Here is a 17,148-nt window from a genome sequence, read left to right as displayed (position 1 = left end):
CCCCCCCCCCCCCCGCCCCGATCATCGCTGGCTCGATGCGCTCGCGACCCGGTATGCGGACGCACCCATGCATCTGCAGGCGCAGGCGATGTCGGCCTCGGCGATGTGGGCGGCCAATGCCGCGACCGTATCGCCCGCCCCTGATACCGCGGACGGGCGCTGCCACCTGAGCGTCGCGAACCTCGGCACGATGCCGCACCGCAGCCACGAATGGCCCGCGACGCTCGCACAGCTGCGTATCGCCTTCGCCAACCCGGCCTTCGCGGTACACCCGCCCGTCCCGCTACCGTTCGGCGACGAGGGCGCGGCCAACCACATGCGACTGTGCGAAGCCCACGGCGCACCGGGCGTCGAGATCTTCGTCTATGGCGAAGCCGGCGGCCCATTTCCCGCGCGCCAGCACCGCGAGGCCAGCGAGGCGATCGCGCGCCGGCACGGGCTCGACCCCGCGCGGACCCTTTTCGTGCGCCAGTCGGATGCGGCGATCGCGGCAGGCGCGTTCCACAACGACGTGGTCGCCGTCGCCAACGAAACCGTGCTGTTCACGCATGAGCAGGCCTTTGCCGACGCTGACCGCTTCTATGAGGATTTGCGACGGCTGATGCCCTCGGTCGAGATCGTCGAGGTGCCCAGCGCCCGCGTCAGCCTCGAAGATGCAGTCAGCTCCTATCTGTTCAACGCGCAGCTCGTCTCGCGCGCCGCGGGCATGACGCTGATCCTGCCCGAGGAAGCGCGGAGCAACGCACCGGTCTGGCGCTGGCTGGGCGAGCATGTCGCGGGCAACGGATCGATCCGCGCGCTCGAAATCGTCGACGTCCGCGAATCGATGGCCAATGGCGGCGGCCCCGCCTGCCTGCGCCTGCGCGTCGTCGCCGACCCCCGGACGGTTGATCCCCGCTTCCTCGTCGATCACGCCAGCCTCGACCGTATCGCCGGCCTCATCACCGAGCATTGGCCCGAGACGATCGACGCGAATGCGATCGGCGACGCGGCGCTCGTCGCTCGGATCGAGGCCGCGCATCGTGCCTTGCTCGAGGCCCTCGATCTTGTCGGGTTAATTGACAAATAACCCGAGTTGGCGGAATTGCGCGAGTCGCGAGCAGAGTTTTCCACTGTTTGTACGTTCACGGTTTGCTCTCCCACCGCGCAAGGGCGGCATCGGCGAGCGTCGATTGGTTGCGCTGTCGGGCGTAATGCTCGACCATCTGCAGCGATTGGCCGCTGACCGATGCGGTCTCGGCGGTTGAGCACCCGGCCTCGAGAAGCGCGATCACGGCGTTCTTGCGCAGACCGTGCGGTACGCTGGGCGCGCCGGCAGCAGCCGAGAAAGCCTTCAGCATCTTGCGGGCGTTGTCGTCCCGCAGCGGCGCGCCGCGCGGCGTCCGGCATATCGCCCCCTCAACCCGCTCGTGCTTCGCAAGCTCCGCGCTTAGCGCGCTATGGACCGGGATGCTTAGCCGCTTCTTCGTCTTGTCCTGGCGGACCTCGACCCGATCGGTAGCAACATCCGACCAGGTCATTCTGAGGACGTCGCCAAGGCGCTGCGCGGTGTAGTAGAGTAAGTGCGCGAGCAGCCGGACGGTGGGATCTTCAGCCGCAAGCACGGCTCGCAGCACATGCTGAGGCCAAGGCTCGTGCTCGCCCCCCTCCATCATCACGATTCCATCGCACGGGTTCTTCGCTATGTGTTCGCGATCGACAGCCCAGGCGAACAGCGCGCCGCTTGTCCGAAGGAAGGCGTTCGCGGCACCCGGCGTCGCAGCCATCTTGTCCAGCACCGTCCGCATGTCGCCGCGGGTGATCCCGTTGACCGGGGCGGTCGGCAGCGCCCGCTCCAAGCGGCGAAGATAGATGTCGTACAGCTTGCGCGACGACGACGCCAAGGCGCCGTAGGCGGCCCCGCGCTGGTACATGTCGACGAGAACCGGGACCGTGACGAGCGTCGCCTTCGTCTTCCGGTTGCGGTGGCCCATCAGCGCCGCGTAGCTGCCCCCGAACTCCATTGACCGCAGCGGCGGCAGTCGCGTCATCAGCCGCTTGCCGTCGACCACCTTGCCGGTGTCGAAATACAGGTACTCGCGGCCCTTCGACCGCACCCGCTTTACATATTTGGGCAGGTCATGCGGCAAGGCCCGGCTGATCCTTCCGCCAGTCGTTGGCCCCACTCGACATCTCGTCGAGGCTCGCGTCGAGTGCGGCGCGATCCCAACGCGGCCCGCCCGACATCGCGACCGACCCCGGCAGCCGGCCGGCGAACACCTCCGCGTCGAACTGCTGCGGCGTGAGCTCGCAGTATTTCGCGGCGTTCGCCCGCTTGAGCATGCGCGGCCAATACGGAGCTGCGCTCATCGGTTCTGTCCTTCTTGATCTGTAAAGTGAGCTTTCACGGCGAGACCACCGGCTGCGGGGCCCGGCGGTGAGGGTTTTTGGGTGGCATGAACAAGGCCCGCTCCCCGGGGCGATAAGCGCACCATGTCAACTGCACGCCACGAGGTGCAGCGTGTTACGGTGCTGAGTGTTCACCGGCGAAATATGCCGTCTCCGATCCTTTGTATGATCAATGGCATAGCGGCGCCGATGTGGTATGATGACCAAACGCGGGACGTTTTTAGGAATACAATAAATGGATTTCCCGTGGACCGAGGCGCAACATTGGTGCGGATGCCAGCAGCGCAAAAAGACGACGAAGGAAACGAGCTTCTGTTCGAGGGGTCGTTGCTATTAATGGCCCAAAAGGTTCGGGCTATGAAGCTGCTTGAACGGCGCCATCTAAAAATCTCCCTTCCTGATAGAATTGTGCGACCGCACACCTTCAAAGACGGTTCGCTCGCCGCCCTGATTGACGACATTCCCGTGGTGGGGTGACAATGTGCGTTTTCGATTGGCGCAACGGCGATTTGATTAATCGCATTTGAAGTGCCTAGCGAGCCGTCACATGTGCCGAGCCTGTCCTGCCATCCAGCAGGAATCGTCTCGAGGTCGTCATGTTTTCTTTGATTGCACTTTATCTGGAATATCGCAGGACGAAGGCGCGAGGCGGTACAACTCGTGTCGTATCCGCGACTAAAACAGCTGTTGCTGCCAATGACCGCGGCGCGTCGCAAACGGCCGCCGACGCAGCGTAAATCTCGACGGACGCTGACGCGGCGGTTCCGCGGCGCTAAAGCCGCTCTTTGGACGACCACAGAGGCACTACCATGGCAGCGACGATCATCACTCCCAGCGGCACTGGTGCGATGGAGGCCGGACTCGTACTTGACGAGGAAGGCAGCCGATTCGTCGTCCTGACGTTCAAGGAGCCACAGGGCGAACCGACGCTCGTCACGTTTACAGTTCCGGTTTTTCAGAACTACGTCGAGCATCTTGTTCGAACGGCCAAGGCCGCTAACGAGGATGCCAACTGGGGCATTCCGGGCTGAGTATCTCCACCACAGTATCGTGCCGCGATCTTTTCGAAACAGCGTGACGGTACGGCGGCCTGCAACGGCCTTCGCAGTACGTTTTTTGTCCTCCGGGCTCACGCTGCCAGTATTCGCTGCTCGATCGCCGCATTCTCGGCTCTCACCGGCGATGCTACTCGGGATCAGCGCGCGCGCGGTGCGGATGCTGCCCTCAAGCATGGCCTGGGCCACGTCGTTTTTTCTTTCGGCATCATCAGCCACGGGAAACTCTCCGATCAATGCTGCGCAGCTGGGCGCGGATGGTGCTCAGGGCGGCGCTGCGCTCGGCGGATGGCGGCTGGTGCATGAGGCGGTCGCGGCGGCCGAGGACCTCGGCTTGGTCGAGCACACGCTGGCTCTCGCGGGGGCCGGCTGAGTTGCGGCCGATCTGGCTGTGCATCCTCATGCCGATCACATCGTCTTGATGAGTTCGAGGGCCTGCGCTTCGGCGAAGCCCTCAGCGACATAGGCTAGGAACATCGTGCGGCGGGCGTGCGCGATATGAGAGGCCGCAGCCGCGACGCCCTGCCAAATCTCAACCTGCGCACGGACGGCCTCGGGCCAGTCGGTGCGGGGTGTATCGGATCGAAGTGGTTCGGAGGCCATCAGTAGTCGCCGACCGACGTGCAGACGGCGTCCTCGTCGATGATGATCTGCGTACCGCAGGCGACATAGGCACGCAGCCGCTGTGAAAGGCCGTAGCTGCGGCCGATGTGGCCGGTATCCTTCAGCGGGCGCTTGTCGAGCCAGCCACCCGAAATGATGCCGTCCTTGCCGATCAGCAGGCGGTGCGACGCTTCCGTATCAGCGCGGCGTTCGTGATGGGTTTCCTCATCCAGATAGATCCAAGTGCTGCCATACTCGTTGTGCTTCACCTCGACGGTGATGACGTCGCCGTACGAGTCCCCGCCCTCGTGCTCCTTGCGCATCTCGTCGGCGATCTCGCTTAGTTTGATCGACTTGGGCGCCAGGCTGAGCAGCTCCTGCATGTCTGCGGACAGGCGGCCGGCGACGAGCGGGGCGACCGTCGCCTCGATCTGGGTCTTCAGGATCTGCAGCACGGTCGAGCCGTAGGAGGGCAGATCCAGCTGGTCGACGCGCAACGCGTCTTCGACAGCCTTCTCAATCAGCTTGCCGGTATCACTGTACGACCGCAGCGCGCGGTCGACGCTCTCGACGATCAGCTTGTCGACGCGGGTCGCGACTTCCTTCTCAATGAATTCGGGGGTCATCTTCGCCGCAACGGCGTCGCTGATCAGGGTGCTGAGATCCATTTTAGGACGCCTTGCGGGTTAGCTGGGGATCGGCCTCGACGATCAGCAGCGAGGTGTGACGAGTCCGGAGGGGGCGGACCGAGGCAGTCGGGGACAGGGGCACGAAGCCGGGCCGATCGTTGCCGCGCAGCGCGGCCATGATCTGGGGCCAGCGGCGATAGACGTCCTCGAAGAAGATGACGCCTGCGATGATGGCGATGGCCAAGAGGCTCATCCAGCCGGCACCGTGCATGATGTTGGTCCAGTTCATGGGCGATCTCCGAGGGTGAGGATGGCGATCATCAGGTCGATCAGGATCTCCGCGGAGAAGACGCCCATCAGATCGGGGATTGGGGCCAGCGGCGCGCGCGCTGCGGCGCCAGCGGGGTCGAGGTAGTTCACTGGCTCTGCCCTTCGGCAGCGGCGCGGATCGCCTGCCCCCATGCGTGGCTGGAAACCTGCGGATCGATCGGCTTGGCGACGTCGTAAGGCGCGCCCTTCTCGATGATCGCGGGATGCACGATGCCGACCTTGCGCTGCTCGACGGCCTGGCGCTTCAGGGTGCCGGGCACCCATGCCGGCTTGCGGGGCGCCCGGAGGCGGCACACGCCGGGGATCTGGACTGTCCGACCAGCTGCAAGTGACGACAGGACGGCGCCGAACACGCGCTCGGCCATGTCCTGTGCGTCATCGGCAGCGATGCCCGATTCCGCGATGGCTGCGATGATGTGCTTATCGACCATGAACGATGTCCAGCCACTGGGTTGCGCCCGCGGGCGTGATGATCTTCGCCCGACGCCCGTCCCGCGTGATCGCGAGACGCGGGAGGACGAGCTCGACAGCCTTGGGCGGCATCGTCCAGTCGTCGGGGTTCTGTCGTGGGCGGCGCAGGACAGTGGCGGTCGGCACCGAGACCGGATCCCGCCCCTCTTTCATCAGCGCGCCAATCTGCTCGACCGTCCAGCGTGAGGTCGGATGCGGGGTGCCCTGCCACAGCGACGATGGGGTGATGGCCTGCGTCATGCTGCGCTCAATTCGATGTAGCGGGTGACGGCCTCGGCGGCTGAGACGCGGACAGCGAGGGTCCGCATGCGAAATTCCGTCTCGACCTTGTCGGCCTCGGCTTCGACGCGTTCGCGCTCGGCGAGCTCGCCCATGTCGCGCACCATCGCCTTGATCATCGCCGGGGTTGGCTTGCGGCGCGTGCGGGCATGGAGGATCCACGCGACTTCCGTGACCAGCAGCAGCGCACGTGCGCCGAGGTGGTGGTCCTCGGGCACAAGCTGCAGCTTCTCAGCCTTGCCCCGCAGGTTCGCCCACAGCTCGGCCCGCTCGTGCTTGATCGCGGCAAAGTGCTTGTAGCGGTCGACCGCGGCGGTCAGCATTTGCTGGTCGAGCGTGCGCAGGCGCTGCGCGACATAGCGAAACTCGGTGATCGCGGTATCGAGGTCCGGATCGCAGGTCATGGTCGGGCCGGTCATCGCGGCGCGCCTTCGACATCAGCCCAGCGACCACGATGCGGCGACTTGGCGGCATAGGCGCGGGCAGCGGCGACGAGGTCGATCTTGTGGACCGCCTCGAACGTCTTCGCGCCCCGGTGGAGCTCGGCGTGATGATGCTGGCAGAGCGGGACCGCCTTGTAATCGGCGACCTTCAGGCTGGCGCCCTTCCCTCCCGCATGATCGACATGCGCGGCCTCCATGCGGCCATCGCAGTCCGTTCCTGCGATCAGGCACGGGCGGCCGCGCAGCCATTGAATATGCGTCGGGAAGCGGCGCCCGGCGTCAGCTTTGCCGCTGTTGCGATGGCGCGGGCGGATGTTGACGCGCATCATGCCGCCAACGCCATTTGTTGACCGCCGTAATGACGCTGGAACCATGCACCGATCTGCGCACGGTGGACGCCGATACCTGCACCGTCGGTCTCGGTGACGTCCATAATGCGCGCGAGGCTGGCGTTCGACGCCTTCCACATCGCGTCACGATACATCTGCCCCCCCGCGAACAGCACGTCCTGTGCAGCCGCAAACCGGATTGCCATCTGATGGTGATCATAGGACGGATCGCGGCAAATATCGGCGGCGCGCGCCTCCGTCATGCGGCAGTCGTAATTCTCTATCTGGACATCGGCAGGGATAAAGCCGTGTCGCGCGCTCAGCACCGTGATGAGCAACTCCCCCGACGCTATAGCGTCCCGAGCGGCTGGAAGTTCGGCAAGGCGAGCCCGTAGCGTCCGCCACATCGGCCCATCGTACCGGTCGATTGCTGGCATCGTGCCCGCGTCTTCGCGCTTGGTCGCGCTGCAACCCATGACGACCAGCTTCACGAAACCACCCGATAGGCAACGATATCCGACGGTGCGCCCTGATGGACCCAGCAGTCGCGATAGCCGTATGCAGAAACGCCATCGGCGGGGTTCGCGCGCTCTGCAGCGCGGCGGTCACGATCGAACCAGAACTGCACCTGGACACGTCCAAGATCCGAGACAGGGCACCCTGCCCCATCGCACTCGATCCAATCTGTGGAAGCCTGCTCGGCCACTTTGGTCTCCTACCGGGCCGGGCTGGCCTGATAGTCGACGTGTACGGTTACCGTATGTCTATGTCAAACGGTTTCCGTACATTGCCGCCCGCTTGATAAAACGACGGGCTAAGAAATTTCCTATCGACACGCGCCGCGCAGCAGAACACAAGGAGAACATGGCGAGCGAATCCCAAGTCTTACCGTTGAGCGGCATTACGTCAGAAGGCGCATGCTTGCTGCCAGACTATCCCTCGCGATGAGATTGGCGCACGAAAATGAGCGTCGCCTATCGGCTACTGAGCGCGACCTGCTGCTGACGTTGCAGCTTAAGAGCGAGCTGGCAGGCGCGATCGACGACCATCAAGCCAGCCCTCCGCTCGGTCAAGATTTTCGCCAATCTGAGAAGATGCGGCGAACTCAGAATATGCTCGAATGTCTAGAGCGAGGTCTTCGACTCGCTCATCATCGGGATCGATCCGCACGCCAAGCTGCTGAGCAATATACTGAACCGCCAACCTTGCGACTGGTAGGCTCATCGGCTCAATCGGGCGATCCTCGTCTTGGTTATCCAGGTCGAACGCGCTGATTAAGGCCATACCCTCGTCGAAGCTCAGCTTCCGCGTTTTCCCGGTTTTCGGGTCAGGGTTGTAGAGCCGGGTTGCATTGTTCGTCGTCACGTTGAGGACCGAGGCGATCCGCGCATGCGTGACATTGCGCTCGCGCAGGGCCGCAAGGATCTTTTCGGACGTATCCATTTCTCGTTGATGGGCGGCCCACGGGATACGCGCCAGAGGGAAAGTCGCACAATCCCCTTGCCAAGCATGTACGGATACCGTACTTGTTAGGTCATGGAAAACGTTGACCAGATCATCGCAGCGATAGGCGGAGTTCGCAAAACCGCTGCGGCGCTCGGCATCGCCCCTACGACCGTTCAACATTGGAAGTCGCATAACCGAGTACCGGCCTGGCGGCAAAATGATCTGACAGCCGTGTACAACCACGCGGTCGAGAAAAAGGAGGCTGCATGACGGCCAGCCTCACCATACGCTTTTCCCAAAGCAATCCTCGCACGCCTTCTGGTCGCTGTCGCAGTCTGCTCCGCAGTTGTGGCATCTACCGCCGGCGGGGTGGGTCGATTTCGCGCGCACCGCTTCGGGGCTTTCACGGAACCACCATTCCACCGCTCGCCGCGGTGCATGAAAAAGCCAAGAGAGCATTGCGTTTCCTTGCTGTGGTGGGAGCTCATAGCACTACGCCCAGCGTTAAGCAGCAGGCGGTGACGTAGATGCTGCTCACCCTCCCCACCATGGAACTGTCCCGCGTCGCTGGCGCCGCGACTGCGATCATCGCGATCGGCGCGCAGCGGTTCGGCTTCCATGCTGCATCGGATCCTTCGTACATCGAGGCACCGGTCCTCGACGTCACGCACTGCACGGCCTGCGGTAGCCGAGCCGGAATTGCGGTTCGGTGCTGCCAGCAGCCGGTTTGCCCCTCCAGAGATCGGGAAGCCGCATGACAATCCTCGGCATCATCATCGTGACCATCGCCTGCACGGGCCTCGTCTGGCTGGTGGACCTGTGCTGCCGCCATGAGCTCGCAATGCTCGAGCAGCGCGCGCGCGACGGCGAGTCGAACGGCCTTCGGAGCGGTGATCAGGTTCTCGGTTTCCATGAGCAGGAGAATGGTCGATGACCGGCCCAACTGTCGTTGCAAAAGCGGAACGGCTTACGAAAGCCCAGTTGCACGCGAAGATCATGCGCGGCGTGTCCCGCGGGATCGATAACGCGGGCGGCAAGGGCCGGTTCGCCGATGCGGTCGACCTGTCCACCCAGGCCCTCGACAAGCAGCTTCAGAGCTCCATGCCTTCGATCGAGGTTCTGGACCGCATGATGGACGTCGAGCCCACGGTGCTGGACGACTGGCTGCGCGCGAAGGGCAAGCGGATCGTCGACGAGGATGCGGTCTGCGACGCGGATGACTGCGGCCTGCTGATCGCGCGCGTCCTCGTGATGCTGAACGAAGCCGAGCACCCGGATGGCCCCGGCGGGCGCGCCATCGTCCCCCAGGAATACCTCGCTGGCGAGAAGCTGATGCGCGACCTTCACGGCGCGTCGGCCCGCTGGCTGCAACGATGCACCGAGATCCGCCGGCCCCTTTCCGCCGTCGCCTGAAGCCAACGAATATCACGCGGAAAACCCCGCAACGGAGATGACTATGGACGCGCTCAATAGCGCAGTGCCGGTTGAGCCCGGTTCTGCGGACGGCTTTCTGCGGGCCGCGCGCGCCACGCGCGTCATGATCGGTGACGTTCGCGAGCAGCTGCGTCTGCTGCCGTCGCAGTCAGTCGATTGTGTGGTCACGTCACCACCTTACTGGGGCCTGCGCGACTATGACGTCGACGGCCAGATCGGCCTTGAACCAACCTTTGCCGAGCATCTCTCGGTCATGGTCGACGTGTTTCGCGAGGTCCGGCGCGTGCTGAAGATGCACGGCACGGTCTGGATCAACTACGGCGATTGCCACGCTGCAACGCCCAACGGCAAATCAGCGGCGGCGTACAAGGCGGACGGCACCGATGATCGGACCTTTCGCGACAAGCCGTTCAGCACTGTCGGATCGGTTGGCGACGGGCGCGGCTCCTTCAAGCCGAAAGACTTGTGCATGTTGCCGAACCGCCTGGCGATCGCGCTTCAGGATGACGGCTGGTGGGTTCGGTCCGAGATCGTATGGAACAAGACGAACCCGAAGCCCGAGTCGATCACCGATCGGCCGGCGGCAGTGCATGAGAAGATCTGGCTGCTCACCCGCAGTGAGGCCTACTATTTTAATGCGGACGCGCTGCGCGAGCCGGTCTCCGGCAACGCGCACGCGCGCCGCAAGGATGGTCAGTACCAGCCTGCGAAGGGCTCGACTGCCGGGCAGAACCGCGCGGGCACTTGGGTCGAGACCTACGTTCCTGAAACCCGGAACGGCCGCAATGTCTGGACCTTCAATATCGAGGGCTGCCGCGAGGCACACTTCGCGACCTTCCCGCGCGAGCTCGCGCGCCGGTGCATCGCTGCGGGCTGCCCGCCGACGACGTGCGCAGCGTGCGGCGCGGTAGATGATTGCGGCGGGATCTGCGCGACCTTCGGCCGTGCGCGCGGGCATGTCCTAGATCCGTTTGGGGGATCCGGCACCGTTGGCTTGGTCGCTGAGCAGGTCGGTCTCGACGCAACACTGATCGAACTGAACCCTGATTACGCCGCAATCGCCGAGACACGTCTCGCGGGTGGACGTGGCATCGTCGAGGTCGCGGCATAATGACGAAGCCACGCCGTACAGCTGCACAGTCCCGCGACGTCGTCTACGATGCACTGCTGCGCGCCGCGCGCGCCGGGGCTCGTTGTCCGACGAACCTGGCCTTGGCAGCGCTGCTCGGCGTGCGGTCCTCCTCGATCCCTCAGAAGGCACTGGTCGACCTCATCGCGGCGGATAAGATCGTGGTGACCACGACGCCGTTCTCGCGTGAGATCTTCATTCCCGAGCTGGGCGTGACAATCCGCGCCAGCAAGGCTCCGGATGGTTCGCTGAGGGAGGCTGAGCGCGCTCACGCGATCGCGCGGGCCGAGCGCCGTGAACCCCTGCCCCCGGTGCTCGATCGCACCCCCTGCTTCCGCTGCGGCATCCGCGCCGACATCGGCTGCGATCATCAGTCCGCATCGGCCCCCTACATCATTGACGTGGAGTTCGCGGCATGACGCGCACCTGTTCAGATTGCTCGACGCCCATCAGCCGAGACTCCAAGGGTCGGTGTCGGGCGTGCGCCATGCGAGAAGTCTCCTTGAGACCCGAGATCGCGAAGACGCGGCGCGATGGCCTTAACGCAAAGCGTCGAGATCCTGCTTTTGTAGAGCGGCATCGGAAATCCTGCCGGGTGGCAGCTGCGCGCATAATGGCTGATCCCGTCAAGGCCGCCGCGAAGCGCGAAGTCGGGCAGCGGACCGGGCGGCACAACTTCTGGCGTGAGGCTGATGAGGCATCGAAGGTGGCGGCGCGCGATGCAATTCGCCGCGCACGCCTGTCGTGGTGCCCAGAGCAGTACTGGGACTTGAACGCCAAGATGAAGGTCGGCGGCATGCTGCTTGCCGAGCGCAAGGCCATCATCCTCGCCGAGATCGCGGGCACCCCTGAGAATGCCCACCGCGCCGTCCTCAACCACCAAGACGCCCAGCGCATCCGCCACGAGCGCGATGTCGCCCAGTCCTACTGATCAACCAAGGAGCATGACAATGACCGACGAACGACAGCACGGCATGGGAGGCGGCGCGGTTGCCGCCGACGAGCTTCGGCTCCTGATCGAGCGCGCCGAGCGTCTCGAGGAAGAGAAGAAGGGCATCTCGGACGACATCAAGGACGTGTTCGCCGAGGCCAAGGGCCGTGGTTACGACCCGAAGGCGATCCGCAAGATCCTGTCGATCCGCAAGCTCAAGCGGGAAGAGTACCAGGAGCAGGAGGCGATCCTTGAGGTCTACCTTCAGTCGCTGGGGATGATCTGATGGCATATTGGTATGCCGATTGTCCGGACGCCGAGCGGTGGCAGCCGCTGAAGGCCGACACGCTGGTAGATGCAATCGTTGAGGCCCGTCATGTCGACGGCGGCGAGATATCGGATGGTTCGCCGTTCAACATCGCAGTCGCGGATAAGCAGCCGTGGCGCTTCGACTGCTTCGATCGCATCGACGAGGAATTCGACAGCTCGAACGAAGAGCTGGGCGATGGTGATGGCGATCCTCCTAGCGTTGATGCGGGCATCTGCGCTCACGGTGCCAGCCCAAAGACGGAATTGCGCAAGCACTTGGAAGCCGCACTTGAGTCGTGGGTTCGTGAGAACGGCAATCCGTCGGCTTGGGCCCTGAACTTCACCGAATCTCATGATGTCCCCGCAACGGCGGAATGGCATGCGGCCCAGCAAGCCGCAGGGGGGGCCTGACCATGTGGGGCCTGATCAAACGCGCCGTTGTCGGTCGGGCCCCTGTGGCCCAGCCGCGCCCATCGGTCGAAGACCGCCTTGCGCGTCTCGACGCCGACATCGATCGCGGGATCGCCGATGCCCGCGCCCGCCGGCTCGCCCGCCCGACGCGAGCAGAGCACGAACGCTTCATCCGCGCCCGCCCCAAGGTCGCAGAGCTCAAGCGCGCGATCGCCATGCAGCACGTGGAGTTCTGACGGTGGATAATGGCGACAAGTTCTTCATGATGATCATCGCGCTGTACGCAGTCTGGCAGCTCTGCCGAGTTGCGCGCGCTGTAGAGTCGATCAGCACCGAATTGCTGGCCCTCCGCACGATCGCCGAGCAGAACCGCCGGTGACGCTCCTGACGGGCTTCGACCTGTGCCGCGCCGCTATGAGCGTCGTCGGAATTAGTGCGCCTGAACAGAGCGTGCTGAACGTGCTCGCCATCATGGCGAACGACGCTGCGCAGTGCTGGCCGGGGATCAACGGGCCAGCCGGGCTAGTTGGCAAAACGAAGTTGTCCGAACGCGCCGTGCAGAACGCTGTGAAGTCTTTGGCGGCGGCGGGCCACCTCACTCGCGCAGAGCGCCCCGGTAAGGGCGTAATCTATACCGTTCACCCCCGCACCTCCTGCACCCCCGCACAAGATGCGCCGGTGCAGGAGGTGCGCCCCGCAGGAGGTGCGCCAACCCCCGCACCTCCTGCACCCAAACTACCAAGAACCACCATACCCCCGAAGGTGGCGGGCAAGCACGATGCTGCTGGCACGCTTGTTCCTCTCGACTTCACGCCGGTCGTCAAACCGGACTCGATCACCGGCAAGGCGATGGCAGCTTGGCCGCCTGGTCTCGAAGCCGAGCAGGTCGAGCACTTCATCGACCGGCACACCACGCAAGGAACGAAGAGCCTCGATTGGCAGGCTTCGTGGAGAACCTGGGTCAAAAACTGGAAGAGCTTCAATGGCAAACGAACTCACGACCGTCGACCAGCGTACCGGGGTAACGACCTCACCCCGATGGCAAGAGCCCTCGTTGAACGGGAGGCTGGCCGATCTGGTGCTTGGGACTGACCCCCTGCCGCCCCGGCTGCCCGTGCTGACCGACGCTGAACTCGCGGACGCTGAGCAGGCTCTCGCCGTCTACCGCGTTGCGCCTCGGACGAGCTCGCCGCGCGCCGTTGATCGCGTCATGGCAAAGCTGGTCGTCGCCTATCCCGCCGCGCGGGTGTCGGTCGAAGAGGCTAGCGCCCGTCTCGACGTCTATGCCGAGCAGCTGAGCGATATTCCCGCGGACGTGCTGATGGCCGGCGCGATGGCCGCGGCGCGGACGATGAAGTTCTTCCCGTCGATCTCCGAAATCCGCGCTGCCGCGATGAGTCAGCCCGCGCCCCCGCGGATCCAGCGGCAGTGGCGCCTCTCGCAATTGATCGAAGCGCGCACACGTCGCGGGGCCGATGATCCCGCTGTCGAGCGCTGCCGACCGGAAGAGGCCGCTGAGATCGTCGCCGCGCTCGGTGGTCGCTTCGCAGCGGCTGCCGATCCAAGCCGCCCAAAGCCGCAGGGCGGAAACCCTGACCGCGGCGCGCGAATGCCGAGCCGCGAGGATTACGTGCGCATGTTCGGCGTCGATCCCGGCGACGCGATCGAGGGCAATCCCGGGCAGATGGCAGCATGACCGAGGCCGAGCGCAATCGTCGGACAATGACTGACCCCGGCCGCATGCTGTGGAAGGATGACGTCGAGGGCATCTGTCGCTCGCCGGATATGTGCTTCGACTATGGCGAGCATGTCCGGTGCGGTCCGTGCGCGATCGACCAAGCGACGCGCGCTGGCGTCACCAGCGACCTGAACGTCCCGCGCCTTCCCGAGGTCTCGCGCTTGCGCAGGATGCTCGTCGAGCACGGCATCGATCCAGCGCGGGCCCTACGCGCACCTTCAGGAGAACGATGATGGGCGAAATGACCACACAGGAGCACTTGATAGCGGTCGTGCAAACTATGAGCCAGATCGACGACTTGCTGAACGTTGAGCGGTTGGTTTTGCCGCCTGGCCTCTCGGAGAAACGGGAAGGCTTCCAGGGTTTCGCAAGCAGAAGAGCCGGGTTGAGGCAATTGAGCGCGCCCGCGCCGCCTTTGCCCGCGACTTACCTCAAGTCACCTCCGCATGAAGACCAAGGACGAAGGCACCGCGTGGCTCCGCTCTCACGGCTGGGTCCAGTGCGAGCGCGGATGCTGGATCCAGCCGGCATTCCCGAAGCCCAGAACCACTGGAGATCACGCATGAGCGAGTATCCACGGCTGACGAAAGCCCTGCGCTGGCTGACATACTCGGTGCTGCTCGGTGCTGCGCTGGGGCTCTACGGGCGGTGGCAATATCACCGCGGCTTCAACACTGGCGCTGACACGGCGATATGCGCCTTCGCGATTGGCATCGACGGCCCCGGCGCGGTCCGCACTTCCGAAGCCTGCGAAAACATCCGTGATCGCAACTACGTGATCGACGGGTTCTATCCAAAAGGAACGTCAGGGAAGCCCGCATGAATACCAAGTGCGAAGGCATGACACATATCTATCAGAGCGAGGGTTGAGATGATGGGGCGGGGAAACGATTGGTGCATCCTTCGAACAGGAGCGTCACGCACGCTGCCGCTGGTCGCCTCTCTGGAGGCTGCCGGCTTTGACGTATGGAGCCCCGTGCAGACACTGACGCGTCGCCGAGGCCCGGCGCGCGAGCGGGTTGAATACGCGGCACCGATTATGCCGACGTTCGTGTTCGCGCGTGCCGATCGCCGACACGACCTCGCCCGCATCGCCGCGCTACCCTTCTCCGAACATCCAGGCTTCTCGGTTTTTCGCTATCTTGGCGCTATCCCAACAATCGGGGACGCTGAGATAGCTGAGGCTCGGCGTATCGAAGAACGGGGTAAACGGGCAGCCAAGATGGGGCAGCGCCAGGCCTTCACCGTGGGGCAACCGGTCAAGGTCAAGGAAGGTCCCGGCGCTGGTCTCTCGGGTGAGGTCGTAAGTGACGGCAATGGCAAATTCGTGCTCGTCGCATTCGCTGGCATCAACCTGAAAATCGGGTCTTGGCTACTTGGAACGGATGAGGTACATGATGCGCCTATCGCCGCATAAGCGGGCTGCGATGAGCGCGTTGGCTAGCCACCCTCATCCCCTCACGCAGGAGCTATGCTCCGAGCGATTGTCCTACGGTATGGTCAGATGCGACGTTACTTTGTGCGTTGATGTGGCCTATGCCTGTAGGCCCACTACGCTCAGGAACTTTATATGAAGAACGTCGTCAGTCTGGTTCTAGCATCCATCTTAGTTGCCGCTCCGGCGCACGCGCAGACGGTGAACGACGATGTCCGGTGCCTGGTTGTAACCAGTGCCGTCGGCGAGCAGGCCGAGAACGAGCCAACGCGGAAGGTCGCGAATTTGACGGCGGCGTTCTATATGGGGCGGCTGGATGGACGGGTTCCCGCAACTGTTGCTGCAGCCCTCAAGTCTCAACCGGCTGTCGCTGGAACCGCCGCGCTGGGAGTTTTCAAAGCCTGCGCTGCGAGGGCACAGGGCGCACAGGCGCGCTTGCGCGCAGAATCTCGGTGATTTGACGGCACCAAGTAATTGAGCGTGAGATGAGACGCGGAATGGGAGGAGCAGTGTGAGACGCCCTCATGCCCTTACGCAGGAGCCATGCTGCGAGCGATTGTCCCACTGTATGGCGTAAGTCGCATGCTCTCTAAGCGGTTATCAGTACTCAGGGGACTGGCTCTCCAATCCCCTGAGTGGCGGTCTTATCGGGACCTTGTAGCGGATCCGTGATCTGAATAGGCGACTGTATTGTCGCCGACGATGTTGAATAAGCCGTGGTCATTATCTGCGACATGATCGTCGGGCCATGGTGATTGTTCCGAGCCGTGATCGCTATTAGCTTCGCTGGGGCAACGCGCTGATGGCCTATCCCTTTTAAGCTCATACGTACTCAGCATCTTAACTCTCCAATGCTCGACCTCGAGTCGGGTCGTTTTTTATTGGGAGCCTTGCTGAGAGCGTCGTCAAGTCCCCTCCGGCAACGCTTATAGCTTAGCAGCCCGCGAAATCTTGCTGTGAAATTCGGGAGCGTTGTGCAGTGTCCGTATTACTCAGAGCAACGTTGCTGAATGGCGCAGGAGATGGTGTGGCATCAACCTTCCGACCCGCTACCGCTGACCGTGTCGAGGCTATTGGCATGCGCGTGCTGCTTATTGCCGAAGACATGCGAGCAGGGTCTCGGCACCATGGTCGCAGCGAGCGTCTGATCGACCAAGCTGAGCAGGCAGCGATCGACCTGCGCGCCGCCGTACGTGGGCGCTAATCAGTTACGGAGCGAGAGTGCATATGTCGCTGCCCATCGATCCGCTGCCGCCGCTAGTCCTACTTCCTCGCGAAGAATGGACGCTGCGGCCATTGAGCGATGCGCAGGTCGGCGTCGGCATCTTCAGCCGAGGCGGGTCCTTGTATCTGCAGAAGTGGTCAATCCATGACTTTCCGAATGCATTCTTCAGTATCCCAGATCTCGAAGACGCCGGGCTCCTTGAGGTTTACATGTGTGCCGTCGAGAAGCTGGTATACGGTGCTCCCGCGATGCGTAGTGATGCCGCGGTCGAGGTCGCGGAACTCGGTCATATTCGCCCACACTATCACGGTGTAACGGTGGCCATCATCGCCCTCGGCCGCAAATCGCTCAACTTCGTTCATCGTTTGCTCCTGAGTCGTAAATTAACCGCGAATCAGTTGCACGTTTATCAGGCACGCGGTCGCTAATGGGCAAGCTCAAGGCGCTGCCCAACCTCCTCACCTCCTTGCGGCCAGGGCTTGGTTCGCTACCGCCTGTAGAGCGCACCCGCGACGAGGACCGCATCCTGCACGCGCCTTGGCGCAAGCTCTACAAGACGGCGC

At 63.6% G+C, this 17,148-nt stretch carries 35 protein-coding genes; 23 read left to right on the top strand and 12 right to left on the bottom strand.

Annotation, left to right across the window (positions count from 1 at the left end):
* A partial coding sequence (locus sphsw_RS14280; RefSeq protein ID WP_081874337.1) for an N-succinylarginine dihydrolase occupies positions 1-1,069 on the top strand: 1,069 nt, incomplete at its 5' end.
* Positions 1,070-1,124: 55 nt separating this feature from the next.
* On the opposite strand, the gene sphsw_RS14275 is transcribed toward sphsw_RS14280, so the two are convergent.
* Together sphsw_RS14275 and sphsw_RS14270 are read right to left on the bottom strand one after the other, a co-directional pair.
* Positions 1,125-2,129, bottom strand: coding sequence for a tyrosine-type recombinase/integrase (locus sphsw_RS14275; RefSeq protein ID WP_031441201.1), 1,005 nt, complete (start codon positions 2,127-2,129; stop codon positions 1,125-1,127).
* Positions 2,119-2,349, bottom strand: coding sequence for a hypothetical protein (locus sphsw_RS14270; RefSeq protein WP_037527986.1), 231 nt, complete (start codon positions 2,347-2,349; stop codon positions 2,119-2,121). Before sphsw_RS14270 ends, sphsw_RS14275 begins: the two co-directional genes overlap by 11 nt.
* A gap of 204 nt (positions 2,350-2,553) precedes the next feature.
* Between sphsw_RS14270 and sphsw_RS14265 the strand changes: the two genes are divergently transcribed.
* From sphsw_RS14265 to sphsw_RS14255, 3 genes are all read left to right on the top strand, one after another.
* A complete protein-coding gene (locus sphsw_RS14265; protein WP_031441199.1) occupies positions 2,554-2,865 on the top strand; it encodes a hypothetical protein in 312 nt (103 codons plus the stop codon).
* Between the two features lie 332 nt (positions 2,866-3,197).
* Entirely contained in the window at positions 3,198-3,419 is a 222-nt protein-coding gene (locus sphsw_RS14260; RefSeq protein ID WP_146163707.1) for a hypothetical protein, read from the top strand.
* Positions 3,420-3,570: 151 nt separating this feature from the next.
* A complete protein-coding gene (locus sphsw_RS14255; RefSeq protein WP_031441198.1) occupies positions 3,571-3,816 on the top strand; it encodes a hypothetical protein in 246 nt (81 codons plus the stop codon).
* Between the two features lie 35 nt (positions 3,817-3,851).
* On the opposite strand, the gene sphsw_RS14250 is transcribed toward sphsw_RS14255, so the two are convergent.
* From sphsw_RS14250 to sphsw_RS14210, 10 genes are all read right to left on the bottom strand, one after another.
* Positions 3,852-4,046 carry a hypothetical protein gene (locus tag sphsw_RS14250; RefSeq protein ID WP_031441197.1) on the bottom strand — a complete coding sequence of 65 codons (195 nt, stop codon included), beginning with the start codon at positions 4,044-4,046 and terminating at the stop codon, positions 3,852-3,854.
* Positions 4,046-4,714 (bottom strand): hypothetical protein, encoded by a 669-nt coding sequence (locus sphsw_RS14245; RefSeq protein ID WP_031441196.1) that lies wholly within the window; start codon positions 4,712-4,714, stop codon positions 4,046-4,048. The genes sphsw_RS14250 and sphsw_RS14245 overlap by 1 nt, the downstream gene beginning before the upstream one ends.
* A 1-nt stretch (position 4,715) precedes the next feature.
* Positions 4,716-4,964, bottom strand: a complete 249-nt coding sequence (locus tag sphsw_RS14240) for a hypothetical protein (protein WP_031441195.1) — start codon at positions 4,962-4,964, stop codon at positions 4,716-4,718.
* Positions 4,961-5,095 carry a hypothetical protein gene (locus tag sphsw_RS20765; protein WP_268745773.1) on the bottom strand — a complete coding sequence of 45 codons (135 nt, stop codon included), beginning with the start codon at positions 5,093-5,095 and terminating at the stop codon, positions 4,961-4,963. The genes sphsw_RS14240 and sphsw_RS20765 overlap by 4 nt, the downstream gene beginning before the upstream one ends.
* Positions 5,092-5,436: a hypothetical protein gene (locus tag sphsw_RS14235; protein ID WP_031441194.1), complete on the bottom strand. Its 345-nt coding sequence runs from the start codon at positions 5,434-5,436 to the stop codon at positions 5,092-5,094. The genes sphsw_RS20765 and sphsw_RS14235 overlap by 4 nt, the downstream gene beginning before the upstream one ends.
* Entirely contained in the window at positions 5,426-5,716 is a 291-nt protein-coding gene (locus sphsw_RS14230) for a hypothetical protein (protein ID WP_031441193.1), read from the bottom strand. Before sphsw_RS14230 ends, sphsw_RS14235 begins: the two co-directional genes overlap by 11 nt.
* A complete protein-coding gene (locus tag sphsw_RS14225; protein WP_031441192.1) occupies positions 5,713-6,174 on the bottom strand; it encodes a hypothetical protein in 462 nt (153 codons plus the stop codon). Before sphsw_RS14225 ends, sphsw_RS14230 begins: the two co-directional genes overlap by 4 nt.
* Positions 6,171-6,527 (bottom strand): DUF968 domain-containing protein, encoded by a 357-nt coding sequence (locus tag sphsw_RS14220; protein WP_031441191.1) that lies wholly within the window; start codon positions 6,525-6,527, stop codon positions 6,171-6,173. The genes sphsw_RS14225 and sphsw_RS14220 overlap by 4 nt, the downstream gene beginning before the upstream one ends.
* A complete protein-coding gene (locus sphsw_RS14215; RefSeq protein ID WP_031441190.1) occupies positions 6,524-7,018 on the bottom strand; it encodes a DUF6884 domain-containing protein in 495 nt (164 codons plus the stop codon). The genes sphsw_RS14220 and sphsw_RS14215 overlap by 4 nt, the downstream gene beginning before the upstream one ends.
* A 523-nt stretch (positions 7,019-7,541) precedes the next feature.
* A complete protein-coding gene (locus sphsw_RS14210; protein WP_152555508.1) occupies positions 7,542-8,153 on the bottom strand; it encodes a hypothetical protein in 612 nt (203 codons plus the stop codon).
* Between sphsw_RS14210 and sphsw_RS20895 the strand changes: the two genes are divergently transcribed.
* The 19 genes from sphsw_RS20895 (at position 8,082) to sphsw_RS19475 (ending at position 17,013) form a co-directional block, all read left to right on the top strand.
* Positions 8,082-8,243, top strand: coding sequence for a carph-isopro domain-containing protein (locus tag sphsw_RS20895; RefSeq protein ID WP_443024398.1), 162 nt, complete (start codon positions 8,082-8,084; stop codon positions 8,241-8,243). The two genes, sphsw_RS14210 and sphsw_RS20895, sit on opposite strands and share 72 nt — an antisense overlap.
* Before the next feature lie 257 nt (positions 8,244-8,500).
* On the top strand, positions 8,501-8,731 hold the full coding sequence (locus sphsw_RS20555) for a hypothetical protein (protein ID WP_031441188.1): 231 nt from the start codon (positions 8,501-8,503) through the stop codon (positions 8,729-8,731).
* Positions 8,728-8,907 (top strand): hypothetical protein, encoded by a 180-nt coding sequence (locus tag sphsw_RS14200; protein WP_031441187.1) that lies wholly within the window; start codon positions 8,728-8,730, stop codon positions 8,905-8,907. The genes sphsw_RS20555 and sphsw_RS14200 overlap by 4 nt, the downstream gene beginning before the upstream one ends.
* Complete coding sequence (locus sphsw_RS14195; protein ID WP_152555507.1) at positions 8,904-9,386, top strand: hypothetical protein; 483 nt, start codon at positions 8,904-8,906, stop codon at positions 9,384-9,386. Before sphsw_RS14200 ends, sphsw_RS14195 begins: the two co-directional genes overlap by 4 nt.
* A 43-nt stretch (positions 9,387-9,429) precedes the next feature.
* Positions 9,430-10,518: a DNA-methyltransferase gene (locus tag sphsw_RS14190; protein WP_081874335.1), complete on the top strand. Its 1,089-nt coding sequence runs from the start codon at positions 9,430-9,432 to the stop codon at positions 10,516-10,518.
* Positions 10,518-10,955 carry a hypothetical protein gene (locus tag sphsw_RS14185; RefSeq protein WP_031441184.1) on the top strand — a complete coding sequence of 146 codons (438 nt, stop codon included), beginning with the start codon at positions 10,518-10,520 and terminating at the stop codon, positions 10,953-10,955. The genes sphsw_RS14190 and sphsw_RS14185 overlap by 1 nt, the downstream gene beginning before the upstream one ends.
* A 194-nt stretch (positions 10,956-11,149) precedes the next feature.
* On the top strand, positions 11,150-11,467 hold the full coding sequence (locus tag sphsw_RS14180; RefSeq protein WP_031441183.1) for a hypothetical protein: 318 nt from the start codon (positions 11,150-11,152) through the stop codon (positions 11,465-11,467).
* Positions 11,468-11,510: 43 nt separating this feature from the next.
* Positions 11,511-11,753 carry a DUF2312 domain-containing protein gene (locus tag sphsw_RS14175; protein WP_200874042.1) on the top strand — a complete coding sequence of 81 codons (243 nt, stop codon included), beginning with the start codon at positions 11,511-11,513 and terminating at the stop codon, positions 11,751-11,753.
* Entirely contained in the window at positions 11,753-12,187 is a 435-nt protein-coding gene (locus sphsw_RS14170; protein ID WP_031441181.1) for a hypothetical protein, read from the top strand. The genes sphsw_RS14175 and sphsw_RS14170 overlap by 1 nt, the downstream gene beginning before the upstream one ends.
* A gap of 2 nt (positions 12,188-12,189) precedes the next feature.
* Entirely contained in the window at positions 12,190-12,423 is a 234-nt protein-coding gene (locus tag sphsw_RS14165; RefSeq protein WP_031441180.1) for a hypothetical protein, read from the top strand.
* Positions 12,424-12,425: 2 nt separating this feature from the next.
* Complete coding sequence (locus sphsw_RS19890) at positions 12,426-12,566, top strand: hypothetical protein (RefSeq protein WP_160172647.1); 141 nt, start codon at positions 12,426-12,428, stop codon at positions 12,564-12,566.
* On the top strand, positions 12,563-13,279 hold the full coding sequence (locus sphsw_RS18425) for a hypothetical protein (protein ID WP_031441179.1): 717 nt from the start codon (positions 12,563-12,565) through the stop codon (positions 13,277-13,279). Before sphsw_RS19890 ends, sphsw_RS18425 begins: the two co-directional genes overlap by 4 nt.
* 118 nt (positions 13,280-13,397) lie before the next feature.
* The gene (locus sphsw_RS14155) at positions 13,398-13,883 is read left to right on the top strand and encodes a hypothetical protein (protein ID WP_031441178.1); all 486 of its coding nucleotides are present in this window, start codon (positions 13,398-13,400) and stop codon (positions 13,881-13,883) included.
* The gene (locus sphsw_RS14150; protein ID WP_031441177.1) at positions 13,880-14,158 is read left to right on the top strand and encodes a hypothetical protein; all 279 of its coding nucleotides are present in this window, start codon (positions 13,880-13,882) and stop codon (positions 14,156-14,158) included. Before sphsw_RS14155 ends, sphsw_RS14150 begins: the two co-directional genes overlap by 4 nt.
* Positions 14,158-14,748 carry a hypothetical protein gene (locus tag sphsw_RS19485; RefSeq protein ID WP_152555505.1) on the top strand — a complete coding sequence of 197 codons (591 nt, stop codon included), beginning with the start codon at positions 14,158-14,160 and terminating at the stop codon, positions 14,746-14,748. Before sphsw_RS14150 ends, sphsw_RS19485 begins: the two co-directional genes overlap by 1 nt.
* Before the next feature lie 153 nt (positions 14,749-14,901).
* Entirely contained in the window at positions 14,902-15,342 is a 441-nt protein-coding gene (nusG, locus tag sphsw_RS14140) for a transcription termination/antitermination protein NusG (RefSeq protein WP_152555504.1), read from the top strand.
* 153 nt (positions 15,343-15,495) lie between these two features.
* Positions 15,496-15,816: a hypothetical protein gene (locus sphsw_RS19480; RefSeq protein WP_152555503.1), complete on the top strand. Its 321-nt coding sequence runs from the start codon at positions 15,496-15,498 to the stop codon at positions 15,814-15,816.
* A gap of 622 nt (positions 15,817-16,438) precedes the next feature.
* Positions 16,439-16,564, top strand: a complete 126-nt coding sequence (locus sphsw_RS20760; RefSeq protein ID WP_268745772.1) for a hypothetical protein — start codon at positions 16,439-16,441, stop codon at positions 16,562-16,564.
* 23 nt (positions 16,565-16,587) lie between these two features.
* Entirely contained in the window at positions 16,588-17,013 is a 426-nt protein-coding gene (locus tag sphsw_RS19475) for a hypothetical protein (protein WP_152555502.1), read from the top strand.
* The last annotated feature ends 135 nt before the right edge of the window (positions 17,014-17,148 follow it).

The sequence above is a fragment of the Sphingomonas sp. FUKUSWIS1 genome (genome assembly GCF_000733135.1).
Classification (GTDB): domain Bacteria; phylum Pseudomonadota; class Alphaproteobacteria; order Sphingomonadales; family Sphingomonadaceae; genus Sphingomonas; species Sphingomonas aerolata.
The sequence above is the reverse complement of the archived record's forward strand: the minus strand, read 5'-3'. Positions and strand labels throughout refer to the sequence as shown.

Excerpts from the sequence above, each read along its gene's own strand:
- sphsw_RS14270 (WP_037527986.1), bottom strand. The coding sequence starts at position 2,349 with ATGAGCGCAGCTCCGTATTGGCCGCGCATGCTCAAGCGGGCGAACGCC.
- sphsw_RS14265 (WP_031441199.1), top strand. The coding sequence starts at position 2,554 with ATGATCAATGGCATAGCGGCGCCGATGTGGTATGATGACCAAACGCGG.
- sphsw_RS14260 (WP_146163707.1), top strand. The coding sequence starts at position 3,198 with ATGGCAGCGACGATCATCACTCCCAGCGGCACTGGTGCGATGGAGGCC.
- sphsw_RS14255 (WP_031441198.1), top strand. The coding sequence starts at position 3,571 with ATGCTACTCGGGATCAGCGCGCGCGCGGTGCGGATGCTGCCCTCAAGC.
- sphsw_RS14250 (WP_031441197.1), bottom strand. The coding sequence starts at position 4,046 with ATGGCCTCCGAACCACTTCGATCCGATACACCCCGCACCGACTGGCCC.
- sphsw_RS14245 (WP_031441196.1), bottom strand. The coding sequence starts at position 4,714 with ATGGATCTCAGCACCCTGATCAGCGACGCCGTTGCGGCGAAGATGACC.
- sphsw_RS14240 (WP_031441195.1), bottom strand. The coding sequence starts at position 4,964 with ATGAACTGGACCAACATCATGCACGGTGCCGGCTGGATGAGCCTCTTG.
- sphsw_RS14235 (WP_031441194.1), bottom strand. The coding sequence starts at position 5,436 with ATGGTCGATAAGCACATCATCGCAGCCATCGCGGAATCGGGCATCGCT.
- sphsw_RS14230 (WP_031441193.1), bottom strand. The coding sequence starts at position 5,716 with ATGACGCAGGCCATCACCCCATCGTCGCTGTGGCAGGGCACCCCGCAT.
- sphsw_RS14225 (WP_031441192.1), bottom strand. The coding sequence starts at position 6,174 with ATGACCGGCCCGACCATGACCTGCGATCCGGACCTCGATACCGCGATC.
- sphsw_RS14220 (WP_031441191.1), bottom strand. The coding sequence starts at position 6,527 with ATGATGCGCGTCAACATCCGCCCGCGCCATCGCAACAGCGGCAAAGCT.
- sphsw_RS14210 (WP_152555508.1), bottom strand. The coding sequence starts at position 8,153 with ATGTTGAACGGTCGTAGGGGCGATGCCGAGCGCCGCAGCGGTTTTGCG.
- sphsw_RS20555 (WP_031441188.1), top strand. The coding sequence starts at position 8,501 with ATGCTGCTCACCCTCCCCACCATGGAACTGTCCCGCGTCGCTGGCGCC.
- sphsw_RS14200 (WP_031441187.1), top strand. The coding sequence starts at position 8,728 with ATGACAATCCTCGGCATCATCATCGTGACCATCGCCTGCACGGGCCTC.
- sphsw_RS14195 (WP_152555507.1), top strand. The coding sequence starts at position 8,904 with ATGACCGGCCCAACTGTCGTTGCAAAAGCGGAACGGCTTACGAAAGCC.
- sphsw_RS14190 (WP_081874335.1), top strand. The coding sequence starts at position 9,430 with ATGGACGCGCTCAATAGCGCAGTGCCGGTTGAGCCCGGTTCTGCGGAC.
- sphsw_RS14185 (WP_031441184.1), top strand. The coding sequence starts at position 10,518 with ATGACGAAGCCACGCCGTACAGCTGCACAGTCCCGCGACGTCGTCTAC.
- sphsw_RS14180 (WP_031441183.1), top strand. The coding sequence starts at position 11,150 with ATGGCTGATCCCGTCAAGGCCGCCGCGAAGCGCGAAGTCGGGCAGCGG.
- sphsw_RS14175 (WP_200874042.1), top strand. The coding sequence starts at position 11,511 with ATGGGAGGCGGCGCGGTTGCCGCCGACGAGCTTCGGCTCCTGATCGAG.
- sphsw_RS14170 (WP_031441181.1), top strand. The coding sequence starts at position 11,753 with ATGGCATATTGGTATGCCGATTGTCCGGACGCCGAGCGGTGGCAGCCG.
- sphsw_RS14165 (WP_031441180.1), top strand. The coding sequence starts at position 12,190 with ATGTGGGGCCTGATCAAACGCGCCGTTGTCGGTCGGGCCCCTGTGGCC.
- sphsw_RS14155 (WP_031441178.1), top strand. The coding sequence starts at position 13,398 with ATGGCAAAGCTGGTCGTCGCCTATCCCGCCGCGCGGGTGTCGGTCGAA.
- sphsw_RS14150 (WP_031441177.1), top strand. The coding sequence starts at position 13,880 with ATGACCGAGGCCGAGCGCAATCGTCGGACAATGACTGACCCCGGCCGC.
- sphsw_RS19485 (WP_152555505.1), top strand. The coding sequence starts at position 14,158 with ATGGGCGAAATGACCACACAGGAGCACTTGATAGCGGTCGTGCAAACT.
- sphsw_RS19480 (WP_152555503.1), top strand. The coding sequence starts at position 15,496 with ATGAAGAACGTCGTCAGTCTGGTTCTAGCATCCATCTTAGTTGCCGCT.
- sphsw_RS20760 (WP_268745772.1), top strand. The coding sequence starts at position 16,439 with ATGCGCGTGCTGCTTATTGCCGAAGACATGCGAGCAGGGTCTCGGCAC.
- sphsw_RS19475 (WP_152555502.1), top strand. The coding sequence starts at position 16,588 with ATGTCGCTGCCCATCGATCCGCTGCCGCCGCTAGTCCTACTTCCTCGC.